Origin of the sequence: Shewanella sp. SM74 (assembly GCF_025653725.1) — a bacterium.
Lineage (GTDB): Bacteria > Pseudomonadota > Gammaproteobacteria > Enterobacterales > Shewanellaceae > Shewanella > Shewanella oncorhynchi.
On the sequence record NZ_JAKKRZ010000003.1, the window covers coordinates 219,134 to 234,408 of the forward strand.

The window sequence follows — 15,275 nt, forward strand, 5'->3', positions numbered from 1 at the left end:
AGTTAATTCCTTCATTTCTTGAAAATCAAATCAGCATGAAAAAGCATGAGACTGCGATCTTGCAGCAAGTATCGCGTCGTAGAGATCTGAGCATCCAGCGGCTCAGTTTGGGTATGGATCAGGCATTGCCACGGACTCAAGTGCTCAAAGGTCGGCGGCGTAAATGCCAAAGGGTTGTCGTCAGCATTGACCATCAACAGCAGAGCTTGCTGCTTACCTTGGCCTTCTAAGTCACCAGAAAGCACCACAGATAAACTGCGACACATAGACTCAGTCCACAGGCTCTTGGTCATTTGCTCACCTTGACGACTAAACCAATCTAAGCGAGCACCGGTATCGGCTAAAGATTCGGCCAATAACTGTTCATGAATGAAGCGTTTAGCGCATAACAACGGGAAACGTTTCCGCAGGGCGATTAGCTGCTGAGTAAAGGCTAACAGCTCAGTGTCCATGCCCTTTGCCGACCAATCAAACCAGTTCAGTTCATTGTCTTGGCAATAGGCATTATTGTTACCTTGCTGGGTGCGGCCCGTTTCATCGCCGCTCAACAACATAGGCACACCTTGGGATAAAAATAGTGTCGTCAATAAGTTACGCTGTTGACGGCTGCGAAGTGCCAGAATTGCGCTATCTTCGGTTTCCCCTTCAATCCCATAATGATGGCTGAAGTTTTCTTGGTGACCATCGCGGTTATCCTCCCCATTTGCCAAGTTATGGCGCTGGGTATAACTCACTAAGTCTTTAAGGGTAAAACCGTCGTGACTGGTTAAAAAATTAAGACTAGTCGCTGGTGGACGGCCACTGTGTTCAAAAAAATCCCCCGAGCCGTGAAAACGCCGAGCAAATTCGGGCAACATGCTGTGATCGCCGCGCCAAAAGCGGCGCATAGTGTCTCTATATCTGTCATTCCATTCGCTAAAAGCCACGGGAAAATTGCCCAATTGATAACCACCAGGGCCAATATCCCAAGGCTCAGCAATCAATTTCACTCGGCACAAAACAGGGTCTTGCAACAGCGCATCGAAGAAACCTGAGCCGGGATCAAAACCATAGGCCTCGCGACCTAAGCAAGCCGCCAAGTCGAAGCGAAACCCATCGACGCCCATGATTTCTACCCAATAACGCAGCGAATCTAGCACTAGCTGTAACATGCGTGGATGATTGATATTTAAGGTGTTTCCGCAACCCGTATCATTAATATAAAAACGCTTATCATTCGGATGCAGACGGTAATAACTGAGATTATCTATGCCACGAAAACTAAAGGTCGGCCCAAGTCGACTCCCCTCTGCGCTGTGGTTATAGACCACATCGAGGATCACTTCGATACCTGCGCCGTGAAGTGCATCCACCATGGCCCGAAACTCACCAATATCGTCGGATGATAGATAACTCGGCTCAGGGGCAAAAAAGCCGATACTGTTGTAACCCCAATAGTTAGTGAGCTTTTTCTCGAGCAAAAATGGCTCAGTGAAAAAGGCCTGTACAGGAAGTAACTCGACACACGTCACCCCAAGTTCGGCCAAATAATCGATAGCCGGCTGAGTCGCTAAACCCGCAAAGGTGGCACGTTTATGGGGTTCAATCTCAGGATGCGCCGCCGTAAAGCCTTTAACATGCATCTCATAAATGATGCTGCGCTCAAGGGGTTTGGGCTGAAACCTCGTCGCAAGGGGCTGAATCGACTGCTTGGCAGCTATCTCGATTAATGGACGAATGTCCACGACCTTGCATTTTGGCACATAGGCAGCGTTATCTAACTTGCTGAAAGATAAGTCTTCATCCATGTGGTTCAGCTCGTAACCATAGTTAGACTCATGGTCGCGATATTCACCGACGAGCTGGCGCGCATAGGGGTCGAGCAATAATTTATTGGGGTTAAATCTGTGACCAAGCTGAGGCTCATAGGAGCCATAAACGCGATAACCGTAGAGTTGCCCCGCCTTAAGCCCTTGCACAAACACATGCCAGATTTGCTGGGTTTGTTCAGTTAACACAATACGCGCGACTTCTTGCTCGCCATTGTCATCAAATAAACATAACTCAACCGCTGTGGCGTTAGCTGAAAATAACGCAAAGTTGACGCCATCGCCCTCAACATTAGCACCGAGCGGAAAAGGCTCACCTACCCCTAACGCCCATTTTTCGCTTTGAAATGGGTGATTTTTAGCGTCAGGGTTGAGCTTAATATCATCAGCCGTGGGCTTTTGCATGCTAGTTCGCCTCAGCCAATCCAGTTGCAGGCCCTATCACTAGGCAGCCCAAGGGCGGCACAGTGATCAGCGCGCTCTGCGCCATTCCTTGCCACGGCAGCGGCTCAGCAACCACAGTGCCCGCATTACCTTGATTACTGCCACCATAAATCTGGCTATCGCTATTAAGATATTCGCGGTAATCCCCCGCCAAAGGCAAACCAATACGGAACCCAGTGTGTAATTGGGGCGTCATGTTGATGACAAACACTAACGGCGCATCACCCGCTAACCCGTAACGCACAAAGGTAAAGATGCTGTCGCGGCTATTCTCACAATCTAGCCAACTAAATCCTGCGCCCTCATAATCCTGAACCGATAAGGCTGGCATTTTTTGATATAAGTGATTGAGATCTTTAAGCCAACGCTGGACGCCTTGGTGCGGCTTGTAAGCCAATAAGTGCCAATCTAAACTCTGGTTATGGTTCCACTCATTTCGCTGACCAAACTCGCAGCCCATAAAGAGTAATTTCTTACCTGGATGCCCCCACATAAAACCGTAATAGGCACGCAGAGTTGCAAATTTCTGCCAATCATCACCGGGAATTTTATGCAGCAACGAACCCTTGCCGTGGACCACTTCATCGTGACTCACGGACAACATAAATTGCTCGGTATAGGCGTACATTAAACTGAAGGTCAATTGATGATGGTGGAACTGGCGGTAAAGCGGGTCACGGCCTAAGTAGCTTAAGCTGTCGTTCATCCATCCCATATTCCACTTAAAACCAAAGCCAAGACCTTGCTGATCCGTCGGCTTAGTCACCCCCGCAAAAGCGGTGGACTCTTCGGCAATCATGCAAATGCCGGGGAAAGCTTGGTACAAGCGTTGATTCAAAATTTGTAAGAAACTGATAGCCTCGAGATTCTCCCGTCCACCATAGGCATTAGGCAGCCATTGGCCCGGCTCGCGGCTGTAATCGAGATACAACATAGAAGACACGGCATCGAGACGCAGGCCATCAAAATGAAACTCCCGCAGCCAATAACAAGCATTACTCAACAAGAAGCTGCGCACTTCACCGCGATCATAGTTATAAATCAGGGTATCCCAATCGGGATGTGTACCCTTGCGAGGATCTTCATGTTCATACAGACATGTGCCATCGAAACGCACTAAGCCGTGGGGATCCTTAGGGAAATGCGCCGACACCCAATCGAGGATAATACCAATCCCCGCCTGATGGCAGGCATCCACAAAGGCCTTTAACCCATTGGCATCACCAAATCTGTGGGTAGGCGCATAGAGACCCACAGGCTGATATCCCCACGAACCATCAAAGGGAAACTCGCTGATCGGCATCAGTTCGATGTGGGTAAAGCCTTGCTCCTTCACATAGGGAATAAGCTGTTCAATCAAGTCTTGATAATCAAGATATTGCTCGCCTTGCTCTCCCTTACGACGCCACGAACCTAAGTGCACTTCGTAGGCCGACATGGGCGCTTTATGCCAAGCAGTCGCCGCTCGCTTACTCATCCAAGCGGTATCATTCCAGCTATGGTGGGCTTTTTTGGGCACGATAGAAGCATTGTGGGGCGCGCATTCCATTTGGGTTGCCATGGGATCGGATTTAGTATGGCGCTCACCATTTTGATAAACCAAATCAAACTTATAGTGTGCACCTTCAGCCACATTGGGTAAAAATAGCTCCCATAAACCATTGGCAATATGTTGGCGCATCACATGGCGAGTATCGTCCCAATGGTTAAAATCTCCCACCACAGAAACCCGCTTAGCATTGGGTGCCCACACACAAAAATGCACACCTTCAACGCCTTGGGTTTGACGCCAGTTGGCACCTAAAAATTCATAGGCTCGCTCGGCGCTGCCTTCACCAAACAGGTAAATATCGTCACTATTGAGCAGTGAATCAAACTGATAAGGGTCGACTATATCTAACTGACACAGGGGATATTCCACCCGTAGCAAGTAGAGAAACGGCTTGACGCGTCGTCCCAGAGTGCCGGCGAACAGTCCCTGCTCGTTGACTTTGTCCAGACTCGCCACTTTGCGGCCATCTTTAATGCTGATCACATCCACATTGAGGGCATTGCGAAAAAAACAACGAACAATTAATGCCTTACCCTCGTTGGCACTGTGCATACCTAAGAGCGAAAAAACATCAGTGTATTGACCATTAAGTAAGGCGACGTCGGCACCATCGTAGAAATAGGCATTGGCTTGAGTCATCATTTTTCTTCCGTTTATCAGTCAATTAAACTTGCAAATTGGCACTCTTTACCCACATAACACCCCCTAATAATCTAATCTTTAGGGATGGCATAATGTGGTGCGACTTAGGCAGCCTTTCGCTGGTGCTAGATTTAGCTCGGTAGCTGTCTCGCCACAGCGATATTTTGTAATCGCTGCAGTATCTCTGGCGAAGTCGACACTTGCGTTAAATTCAGCGGCAGGCGACGCTGCCAATTTGGATATTCGAGCCAAGTACCAGGAATGTTCACCGCATGGCGATCGGCTAATAAATCGCACAGTTGCACGCTGTATAGCGCACTATTACCGCGAGCTCCTAAGGTCATCCAAGCCGTGAGCAAGGTTTGAATATCGAGTTCGGCTATCGTCACATCGGCTAACAGACCTTGAGCGACTAACAGTGAAATCAGTTGCTGCTTTTCATGTTCACGCCCAGCAAGCGCCTCGCCTAGCTGCTCGTCAGTTTCAAACAGGGATAACTGCCGACGCAGGTGTAAATCGCTGCCACACCACCAAGCGACTAAAGTCGGCACATCGTGATTCGCCAGCATCATTAAGCTTTGAGACTTATATTGATCCGGTGATTTAAAGCCTTGATGGTCTTTGCAGAAATAGAACAACTCGTTGGAATAAATGCCAGAAGTGTAGAGACGATGAATAATGTCAGGTGGCACCAGTCCTAAATCTTCACCAATCACCACACAGCGAACACGTTGGCTCTCAAGGCAAACGATGGCAAGCAAGGTTTCGACGGGATAATACACATAGGCACCGTGACCGAGTTGCTTATCCAGCGGCCACCACCAGAGTCGCAGTAAGCCCATCACATGATCGATACGCAAGGCGCCACAGCTTTCCATATTGGCGCGGATCAAGGCGATAAAATGGCTGAAATGATGTTGTTTTAACTTCACAGGATCGAGTGGCGTTAAGCCCCAATTTTGTCCTTGGGGTGCAAAGGGATCGGGCGGTGCACCTATGCTGGCATTCAAACAAAACTGCTCGGCATTAGCCTGTACTTCACTGCCCTGCAGCGCTGCACCGACGGCCAAATCACGGATCAATCCCAGCCCCATCCCAACCTCTTTAGCTTTTAGCTGACAGAGGTGTAACTGCTTTTCAGCCACAAATTGCAGGTAAAGATAGAAACCTTCCTCTTGCACAAACGCTTTAGGACTACGTAAATATTCCGCTTGAGCAAACTCTTGTAGCGCACTGCCCTGCTCACGCACAAACTCATGGAATCTTTGCGCTCTGGGCGTGTCGTTCGCCAGATGCGTGTCACAAAAAACGCGATATAACTGCTCAAAGGCACGGTATTTCAGCTCGCTCACTTTAGGATAATCGAGCCAATTATCACGATTCAGTAAGGCGATAGCCTCTACCCAAGTAGCGCTTGAAAATTCAGTGGCAAGAGCTTGGTATTCAGGAACGCTTTGTAATTGAATATAAAGAGGATTAAGTCTGCGGCGATCGCACGGACTATAAGGACTCGGATGCTCTGGCGCCGCGATATCGAGGGCATGCAAGGGATTGAGTTGAATAAAATCCGCGCCCTGCGCCGCCACCAGCCCGATCAGTTGTTCTAAATCACCAAAGTCGCCAATGCCCCATTGGCTCTCGCTGCGCAAACTGTAAAGTTGAACGCTGATCCCCCAAGGTTTATGGCGTTTACCTTGGGCGACAGCCGTGAGTACGCCTTGGTAGGCGGCCCGCGGCGCCACCATTAAGGTGCCAGAGAACAAAGTGCTGGTATCAGCTTCAGCCGTCACACTGCTCTCTAGCGCAGAGCTTGCCGCTTGTGCACTTGTCGATAGGGCATGTTTTAAGCTTAAGGCTATGCGATGAAAGCCCAAACCTAACACAGAGAAATCACTCGCATTTTTGTCGGCTGCATGCGCAAATGAGTCTTGGTTTTTGATTAAGGCAGGGTTGTTAGTAAACTCTTGGCTGCTCAGGAAATAGGACGCTAAATTCACCGCTTCAGTCTCGGCGGGCATTAAGTTGTCAGGGAAAGCTTGGGTCTTGGCCTCAGCTAAATCGAGGCGTGCGAATCCCAGTTGCGTAAGATCAAGGCGATAGTGTAGATAAAGCGTTTGTTCAATGCGGTAATCGCCAATGGACTTAAGCGCCGAGAAAGGCACATCGAATACAATGGACTCACCCTGTTCGCATTCAATCGCCACACTCAGATCTGAGGTGTAGGTTTCCGGTAAACAAAGGCTTATCCAAGGTTCATCCACAAAACACCAATGGAATTCAGGTAGCACCTGAGTCCAAGGACGGGCATCCAGTAAATCAATTTGCGACGCGATCAGTGCTTCGGTCAATACCGTATCGACACAGGTCAGCCCAGCATCACTCGATAACGCTTCTGTAGCAGGAGCATCAATGGCAGTCCCTGCCACGCTGTTTTTTTCCTGTAACATACAGGTCAAGATACCTTGCCTGTCTACCTCGGAAATATGGATATTTTGGCCAAAACAATCAGTAAATTCTGCTCCAACTCCCCGCAAATACAGCAACTTTTCCAGCCCCATATTTTGTCGCCCCCGCGACCGCTCATCCATAGCTTTAGATATACAGTAACCATGCCAACGAAAAGTAACAAGAAGATGACATAAATATTTCAGAGAAATAACAAAAAACTTTTTCAAAAAATCAGTAACTTACTAGAAGCACTCAGTTAAGTTGGCGCTCAGTAGCTATCAGGATATAAAGAGTGGAATGCACTAAATTGGGGCATGCGTTCAGCAAGAGGGCAAGCATGGCTCCTAAAGCATGCAATAAGTGAAGAGCAAATGGGTAGAAATAACATGACAAGCGTAAGTCATTTTTATGTCATTGCGTTCAGACTAATACTAACAAATACGTCAGGTGACATATTAACCACAGACATCAGTGCAACACTTTGTATCAATTGCGTTTTATAACTTGAACAGCCTATCTCTCCTCTGTCAACATCTCGTCTCGCTACAGCATAGAAACATAATAACAACATTAAATTCATGGAACCTGATATGCCCTCGCATATACGCCAGTGGCTCGCTCCCATGGAATGCTAAAGCAAAAACACCCCAATGATGATTGAGAATAAGGATATGAAATGAAGAAGTTATCAGGATTACTATTTGTCGGCTGCATTGCCTTGACGGGTTGTGAAGGAAGTACAGATGGTGATTTAACGCCGACGCCACCGACGCCCGATCCCACTCCGCCAGCCTTAGCTGCGGATGTGTGTTATTTAATGAAAACCACGAAAGGCGATATCACACTTGCCATTGACTTAACTAACATGCCAATCACAGGTAAAAACTTTAAGCAGTATGTTGATAAGTCATTCTATAACGGCACCTTATTCCATAGAACCGTTAATAACTTTATGATCCAAGGCGGCGGTTTTACCACTGGGCTCAAAAGCAAACCAGGCGATGCCCCCATCAAGAATGAAGCCGCTGTCGGTATTAGCAACAAACGTGGCACTATCTCCATGGCTCGCACGGATGATCCTAACTCTGCAACATCACAGTTCTTTATCAATGTGTTAGATAATCCACATTTGGATGCGTCTGCGAGTAATTATGGTTATGCCGTGTTTGGCAAAGTGGTCGACGGCATGGATGTGGCGGATCAAATCAGCATAGTACCGACAAAAAACAGCGGTGGTTTTGCTAATACGCCAGTGCAAGAAATCCTGATTAACTCTGTTGCTAAAACAAGCTGCCCTGCTGCTTAAGCATCTAAAAGACGCACAGCTAAACGACATCTAACTAAAAGCAAAAAAGCACTGAAGATTCAGTGCTTTTTCATTTTAAAATCTAATCGATTTTAACGTCTAATCAATTTAAAGCATGAGCTAAACGATTACTCATCCCCTTGGATCTTCCCCACCAAGAGCATAGGCGCCGCATCAATTTTATCGGCGTCCATCATAGTCGCGATACGCTCAACGGCTGAGAGCAATTGACTCTGCTCCCATTCTTCAAGATTCTGATAACGCTTAATAAAATGATCCTGTAACGGTTTAGGAGAGTCCTGTAACAGCGCTCGTCCCGCATCGCTAAGATATAAATGCACCTTACGTTTGTCAGTCTCACTGCGCAGACGGATCACTAAACCACGGCCCTCGAGTCGATCGATAATGGTCGTTACAGTCGCAGGGCTGAGCGTAATTTCTTCCGCCACGGTTTTAGCCAATGGCGCATCCAATTGGGCGATTTTCTGCATCACCATCAATTGCGGCCCAGTTAAACCTGAGTGTTTGTTCAGCTGGCGAGAATGAATGTCGATAGCGCGTATCACTCGGCGCAGCGAAATAAGCAGTTGTTCGTACTTTTCCATCGTTCTTTTCATTCTCCCCATTCTAAGCAACGAGTGCACCTTACCAGAAAGCGCGACTGAACTCACCCACGGGAGGCGCTTTTAAGGCAAAATCCCTGAGGTTACAACATGAATTGACGCGATACCGACAACACTAGACGCTCGTCACTGGTATCTAAGTTCATGCTAGTATCTTCGGCAGCAAGACTGAAATCAAAGCCACTCCAACTGGTCAGATAGGCGATACGGAAATGATTAAAAGATTTGCCACCATCCCATGACCATTTATCCTCATCAAGTGATGTCGAGCGATCGACACTAAAGCGAATATCATGTCCTTCAGCGACACTAACAGTATGGCCAAGCAACATAGTGTAATGCTCACCACCCAAACCAAAGTAATCCCATGTATAGGTCAACTTAGCCTCAGAGTGACCCAGTGAACTATCATATCCTAACTTGCTATACAGCTCAGGATAGTTGTACTCATCGGAAAACGACTCGCCGTGGTAAGTGTAATAAGCCAGTCCGACATCGAAACTCAGTTGCTCATTGAGCTGATAAAACTTACCCGCATAGGCATCGAGTTCCAACCAAGTGCTGTCGTTCCCCCCAAAGTCGACGTTCGAGGTAAAGCCGCCCACGTACCATCCCGAATCAAAACCGTAATCCAAACTGCCTTGCAGTGCTGGGCCGTTGTCCGTTTGGCTGACACCATTAAAAGTGTAATCCGACGTCGCCGTCACAGTGGCCGATAATCCGGCATTCGCCGCAGTCGACATCAATAACAATCCACCAGCGACAAGATAAAAACATTTTGATTTCATTATCAATTTTTCCATTAGTTGGCTAGCTCAATTTTAGTAAAGTCGATTTTGTTCTCTTTTGGCGAGCGCTCAATGGCACGAACAGTTTGCAATTGCGTCATCATGATGTAACCAAAACAGCTAAAGATCAGGCCCAGTGCGATTGCACCAACCCATTGAATTTGAAGAAAGTCTAATTGAAACAGTAATGTCAGACTGCAGAGCAAGACTAAGTTAAAACTGACATATTTAAACTTGCCTAAGCGTTCAATCGTCAAATTAAGATTATCGGTATAGAGGCGCACCAGTGAGTCGAGTGAATTGATTACAAAGGTAATTCCCACAATCACCATCGCCAGATTATAGAAGCCCGAAGTATCTAAGCCATTAGCGCTGTAGTAATAAAGTACGGTGAACCAGATAGCGATGGGGATAGACGGAAACACCATCATGGCCAACAGCACTTGATATGTTTTCATGCCGCCGACAAAGCGCGAGGTAAATTGACCGATCATAATGCTCCACGCAAACCACCAGAACAGATAAAACTCATGGTAGTCGTTGATGGGTAACATAAAATGTTGAATATTGCCGAAGTAGTCACCCAGCATGGCAAAGGTCGTAAAGAACTCGCCCACACTCGAGTCAGCCGATAAAAATGCACTGGCCCACATCATGGCAATCAAGCCTAAAAACAACCAAGTGCTAGCCAGACTCAAGATACGCACATAACGTATGCTAGTGCTGGAATACACAGCCGCGGCGATCACCATAAATACGATTAAATAGAAGCTACCGACTATAGTTTCGCCATCACCTAATTCGGGTAAATACCAAGGTAAATTGCTCAATAGCAAATAGGCGGTAAAGGCGCAGGTGCCAATAATTACGATATTATTAATGAACTTAACCCAAGGAATATCAAAAAACTTCACCCTAGGCTCGATGACACAAAAATAGAAACAGGTTAAAAAGTAGAAGCTCCAAATCAAGAAGGCCCAGAAGCCAAACTCAATCGCCAGTGGATTACTAAAGCCGTATTCAGGACTCGCCGCCACATTGGCGTAACCCGCAAACTCGGTGAGCGGAAACATGATCAAGCCGACATCAAGTCCTGAGGTAAACAGAATCGCGATAAAGGTAAAAGTACGCACAGGCGTCACGCCGATACAGCGAATATTGCCCCAGCGATAAATCACAAACGCAATCGCGGTAAAAGTGAACAGTATCCCTGCGGATAATAACCAAGTCATAATGAGCACTCAGTCCCAGTCGATACTGGGTGTAAGTCGGCATCTGGATATAAACCCATAAAATGTAACTCCATGTTTTTATTTAATAATAAAAACTGAACCATTTTTAAAGGCAACGTTCTGCCCTCAAGCCTTAAATATCGCTACTTAAAAACACTCCGCGATAGTTAAACCCTGATAGATGATCAGTCGTGAAAGCGGTCATTTGCACACTCACTGCGGGCTGACCGACCCTTTAGATAAAATGAATAATGACCCTTTTGAGTCATCAATTAATGAGTCACTTCAAAATTGAAGCCGCCAGTCCGTCGATTCGACGGACTGAGCAGGCGTGTTGTTAACTTATGGCTTTAACTTGTCGCAGTACTTCTTTGTGTGGTTTGCCAAGCGTCGGCAACCACAACGGCACAGTCTGCTGGCGCTAACATCTCAGCCTCTAAAATCAGATCCGCGGCGCGCTCGGCCAACATTATGGTCGGCGCATTCAAATTGCCGTTCGGGATAGTCGGGAAAATAGAAGAATCCACCACCCGTAAATTCTGCAATCCATGCACGCGGGTTTCGGGATCCACCACTGACATCGCATCCGTGCCCATCTTGCACGAGCAAGAAGGATGATACGCACTCTCAACCGATTGACGCACAAAGGCATCGATTTGCGCATCGGTTTGCACTTGTGTGCCGGGTTGAATTTCCTCACCACGATACTCATCGAATGGCGCTTGATTGATGATCTCACGAGTCAAACGCACGCAGGCCCTAAAGCCTTCAATATCATCGGGATGCTGTAAATAATTGAACTGAATTTTGGGCGGCACTTTTGGATCTGCCGACACTAAGGTCACGGCACCACGACTTTTAGGCTTGTTATGGCCCACATGCACCTGAAACCCATGACCCGCAAAGGCTTCTTTGCCATCGTAACGCATAGCCGCAGGTAAAAAGTGGTACTGCAAATCTGGCCACTCCAGACCCGCTTTTGAGCGAATAAAACCACAGGATTCAAAGTGATTCGTGGCCCCTAGGCCAGACTTATCTAAGATCCAACGGGCACCGATTAAGAACTTGCTGAAAGGATCTAGCTTGCCATTGAGTGAAATCGGTTTAAGGCATTTGAATTGGAAATAAAACTCTAAATGATCCTGTAAATTCTGACCAACACCGGGTAACTCATGTTGTAACTCGACCCCAGCATCAGCCAATATTTGGGGATCGCCAATGCCCGACAATTGCAACAAATGCGGCGAACCTATTGAACCTGCAGCTAAAATCACGTCTTTGTTACAACGAATATCTTCAACTTTACCTTTATGTTCAATGCGAACGCCAACGGCCATTTGGCCTTCCAATAACACTTTATGCACTAAGGCATGGGTCACAACCGTGAGGTTACGTCTAGCCATCGCTGGGCGTAAATAGGCATTGGCGGTTGACCAGCGTACGCCTTTTTTGACCGTCATATGCATAGGGCCAAAACCTTCTTGCTGCGCCGCATTATAATCGGCGGTCGATAAATACCCCGCCGCAATGCCCGCATCCACAAAGGCTTGGTACAAGGGGTTTTGCATTTGATTGCCGTTATTCACGCCTAACGGCCCAGACTCACCGCGATACTCATCACCACCAAAGGCCCAGGTTTCCGCCTTCTTAAAGTACGGTAAGCAGTGGCTATAATCCCAATCGGTCGCCCCTTGCGCCTGCCACTCATCAAAGTCCCTGGCATGACCACGAACGTATACCATGCCGTTGATCGACGATGAACCGCCAAGCACCTTGCCCCGAGGACAATGCATCTTGCGATTATCTAAATACGGCTCAGGCTCAGTTTCAAACTGCCAAGCATATTTAGGGCTGTTCATCGGAATTGATAACGCCGTAGGCATTTGAATAAAGATGCTCTTATCGCTGCCTCCGGTTTCTAATAACAGCACTTCGTTTTTAGGATCCTTTGACAAGCGATTGGCGAGCACACAACCCGCTGATCCTGCACCAACTATGATGTAGTTATAATATTTTTGCTCTAATGACTGAGTCAAAATGCCTCCTTAAAATGGGCTTTCTAAGGGCTGCAGACCCACATAAACGGCTTTAACTTGGGTGTAATGCTTGAGTGTCTCGCTACCGTTTTCACGGCCAATACCCGACAACTTATAGCCACCTACAGGCATTTCTGCTGGCGATGCACCATAGGCATTGATCCAGCAAATACCCGCTTGTAACTGATGAATAACCCGATGTGCACGGCTGATATCTTGGGTGAACACCCCAGCAGCTAAGCCCATGGCGGTATTGTTTGCCCGAGCAATCACTTCGGCTTCATCTTTAAAGGTGAGTACCGACATCACAGGGCCAAAGATTTCCTTTTTACAGATCCGCATCTCGTCGGTGCAATGGGTGAAAATCGTCGGGGCAACAAAGTAACCATTGGGAGCATTATCAGGCGTTAATGCTGTGCCACCAGTGAGCAGAGTTGCGCCGTCATCGATACCTTGCTGAATATAATCGAGCACTTTTTGCTGGTGGTCTTTGGAAATCAACGCGCCAAAATTAGTCTCTGGCGCCATAGGATCGCCCACCACAATATTGGCTTGGGTACGGGCAAGCAGCTTCTCAATAAAGCATGGATAAACTGACTCATGGACAAACACTCGCGTCCCATTAGTGCAGACTTCACCTTGGGTGTAGAAGTTACCGAGCATGGCACCGGAAACCGCATTGTCGATATCAGCATCGTCAAACACGATAAGCGGTGATTTACCGCCGAGTTCCATAGTGACGTCTTTTAATGAACTTGCCGCCGCGGCCATGACTTTTTTGCCAGTACCGACTTCACCAGTGAAAGACACTTTGGCAATATCCGGATGTCCCGTTAACCAAGCGCCAACCTTGCCATCGCCCATCACGACGTTAAATACGCCATCGGGCAAACCCGCCTCACTTAAGAGTTGCGCTAATTTCAGTGCGCCAAGCGGCGTTTCTTCCGAAGGTTTAAAAATCATCACATTGCCGCTGGCTAAGGCAGGTGCGGCCTTCCAACAAGCGATTTGCAATGGATAATTCCACGCGCCAATGCCAGCACAAATACCTAAGGGCTCGCGGCGGGTGTAATAAAAATCCCCACCGACTTGCTGCTGCGCGCCTTCAAGCCCAGGGGCAATATGGGCGAAAAATTCGATAGCATCTGCGCCTGTGACCACATCAACCACTGAGGCTTCTTGCCAAGGTTTACCTGTATCGCACACTTCGATTGCCGCGAGTTCATCATTACGGGCGCGCAATAATGCGACCGCGTTTAACAGAATTCGGCTGCGTTCAGTGGCACTCATGGCAGACCAAATCGCAAAGCCTTTTTTGGCGCTCTCGATGGCCGCTTGCTGAATTTTTTCATCGGCCACTTGCACTCGATACGCCAATTGCCCAGTGGCAGGATTGACGACGTCGAAGATTTCGCCGCTATCGTTTGCGAGCAACTGACCCGCAATAAAGTTGTACTGTACTTCTACTGACATGTTTTGACTCCATGCTGCTTTATCACATTGTGGATAAAGGTTTTGCATAATTTTTCGGCCTGAACAAAATCCTGCTCAGGGGTTTCACTTAAGGCGCTGCGTAACCAGAATCCATCGATCATCGCCGCCGTTTGCTCAGCAGCCATCAGGGCAAACTCTTTGGGCAACACGTGCCGAAAGGAAAAATGTAAGTTGCTGTATAAGCGGCGACTATTGATATTCTGCAAACGGGCTAACTGGGGATCGTGGACGGCCTGTGCCCAAAAACTCAGCCAAGTGTGAGTGACATTTCGTGAGCGCTGTAACTCGGTAAAATTCGCTTCAACTATCATCATTAAGCGCTCTGTTGGCGCCAACACTTGTCCTTGGATTCGATTGAGCAATGCTTGCTTTAACTGCTCGAGCAAGTGGCGCAGCGTCGCTTGGATCAAGCCCTGCTTACCACTGAAATAATGACTGATGATCCCCGACGACATCCCCGCCAACTGACTAATGCTGTTGATGGTCGTGTGCTGCAATCCATGCAAGGCAACCGATGCTAATGTCGCATCAATAAGCTGCTGTCTGCGTATCAATTTCATGGCGGTTTTAGGCATAAATACTCAAGGAATAACCACTCTCTCAATACTCTGAACGACGTTAATTGAACGTTCAATTAACAATCATGATAATGATTAGTGATGTAACTATCAACCTAAAATAGCACAGTGACAAAGCTCACAAGTTAGTTATGTAAAAAAGAATTAATGTGTAAAAACAAGTTAAATGTATAGATTTCTTTGACTTACGGCCCTACCACAACCACAGCAGCACGCATAAATTAATATTAGATATCAAACTAATTAATTGGAGTTAATGCTACAAATGAGAGTATTCATGAGGCTTAACCTCTGTTAGATTTAACAATTGAGCCGTCAAACTCT

Annotated in this window: 10 protein-coding genes; 1 reads left to right on the plus strand and 9 read right to left on the minus strand. The window is 47.3% G+C overall.

What is annotated here, in order from left to right; genetic code table 11:
• Nucleotides 1-11: 11 nt before the first annotated feature.
• From glgX to malQ, 3 genes are all read right to left on the minus strand, one after another.
• Nucleotides 12-2,213 carry a glycogen debranching protein GlgX gene (gene glgX / locus L5M49_RS04860; RefSeq protein WP_263265559.1) on the minus strand — a complete coding sequence of 734 codons (2,202 nt, stop codon included), beginning with the start codon at nt 2,211-2,213 and terminating at the stop codon, nt 12-14.
• Nucleotide 2,214: 1 nt separating this feature from the next.
• On the minus strand, nt 2,215-4,446 hold the full coding sequence (gene glgB, locus L5M49_RS04865; protein WP_263265560.1) for a 1,4-alpha-glucan branching protein GlgB: 2,232 nt from the start codon (nt 4,444-4,446) through the stop codon (nt 2,215-2,217).
• Between the two features lie 131 nt (nt 4,447-4,577).
• Entirely contained in the window at nt 4,578-7,004 is a 2,427-nt protein-coding gene (gene malQ / locus L5M49_RS04870; protein ID WP_263265561.1) for a 4-alpha-glucanotransferase, read from the minus strand.
• A gap of 566 nt (nt 7,005-7,570) precedes the next feature.
• Between malQ and L5M49_RS04875 the strand changes: the two genes are divergently transcribed.
• A complete protein-coding gene (locus L5M49_RS04875) occupies nt 7,571-8,200 on the plus strand; it encodes a peptidylprolyl isomerase (RefSeq protein ID WP_173497052.1) in 630 nt (209 codons plus the stop codon).
• Between the two features lie 128 nt (nt 8,201-8,328).
• Here L5M49_RS04875 and L5M49_RS04880 read toward each other — a convergent pair whose 3' ends face one another.
• The 6 genes from L5M49_RS04880 to betI form a co-directional block, all read right to left on the minus strand.
• Nucleotides 8,329-8,805: a MarR family winged helix-turn-helix transcriptional regulator gene (locus L5M49_RS04880; RefSeq protein WP_006080852.1), complete on the minus strand. Its 477-nt coding sequence runs from the start codon at nt 8,803-8,805 to the stop codon at nt 8,329-8,331.
• 101 nt (nt 8,806-8,906) lie between these two features.
• On the minus strand, nt 8,907-9,611 hold the full coding sequence (locus L5M49_RS04885) for a TorF family putative porin (protein WP_263184775.1): 705 nt from the start codon (nt 9,609-9,611) through the stop codon (nt 8,907-8,909).
• 14 nt (nt 9,612-9,625) lie between these two features.
• Nucleotides 9,626-10,843 (minus strand): BCCT family transporter, encoded by a 1,218-nt coding sequence (locus tag L5M49_RS04890; RefSeq protein ID WP_131523000.1) that lies wholly within the window; start codon nt 10,841-10,843, stop codon nt 9,626-9,628.
• Between the two features lie 350 nt (nt 10,844-11,193).
• The gene (gene betA / locus L5M49_RS04895; protein WP_263265562.1) at nt 11,194-12,879 is read right to left on the minus strand and encodes a choline dehydrogenase; all 1,686 of its coding nucleotides are present in this window, start codon (nt 12,877-12,879) and stop codon (nt 11,194-11,196) included.
• Nucleotides 12,880-12,888: 9 nt separating this feature from the next.
• Nucleotides 12,889-14,352, minus strand: coding sequence for a betaine-aldehyde dehydrogenase (betB, locus tag L5M49_RS04900; protein ID WP_263265563.1), 1,464 nt, complete (start codon nt 14,350-14,352; stop codon nt 12,889-12,891).
• On the minus strand, nt 14,343-14,948 hold the full coding sequence (gene betI, locus L5M49_RS04905) for a transcriptional regulator BetI (RefSeq protein ID WP_198572099.1): 606 nt from the start codon (nt 14,946-14,948) through the stop codon (nt 14,343-14,345). The genes betB and betI overlap by 10 nt, the downstream gene beginning before the upstream one ends.
• Nucleotides 14,949-15,275 lie beyond the last annotated feature (327 nt).

Excerpts from the sequence above, each read along its gene's own strand:
- glgX (WP_263265559.1), bottom strand. The coding sequence starts at position 2,213 with ATGCAAAAGCCCACGGCTGATGATATTAAGCTCAACCCTGACGCTAAA.
- glgB (WP_263265560.1), bottom strand. The coding sequence starts at position 4,446 with ATGATGACTCAAGCCAATGCCTATTTCTACGATGGTGCCGACGTCGCC.
- malQ (WP_263265561.1), bottom strand. The coding sequence starts at position 7,004 with ATGGGGCTGGAAAAGTTGCTGTATTTGCGGGGAGTTGGAGCAGAATTT.
- L5M49_RS04875 (WP_173497052.1), top strand. The coding sequence starts at position 7,571 with ATGAAGAAGTTATCAGGATTACTATTTGTCGGCTGCATTGCCTTGACG.
- L5M49_RS04880 (WP_006080852.1), bottom strand. The coding sequence starts at position 8,805 with ATGGAAAAGTACGAACAACTGCTTATTTCGCTGCGCCGAGTGATACGC.
- L5M49_RS04885 (WP_263184775.1), bottom strand. The coding sequence starts at position 9,611 with ATGAAATCAAAATGTTTTTATCTTGTCGCTGGTGGATTGTTATTGATG.
- L5M49_RS04890 (WP_131523000.1), bottom strand. The coding sequence starts at position 10,843 with ATGACTTGGTTATTATCCGCAGGGATACTGTTCACTTTTACCGCGATT.
- betB (WP_263265563.1), bottom strand. The coding sequence starts at position 14,352 with ATGTCAGTAGAAGTACAGTACAACTTTATTGCGGGTCAGTTGCTCGCA.
- betI (WP_198572099.1), bottom strand. The coding sequence starts at position 14,948 with ATGCCTAAAACCGCCATGAAATTGATACGCAGACAGCAGCTTATTGAT.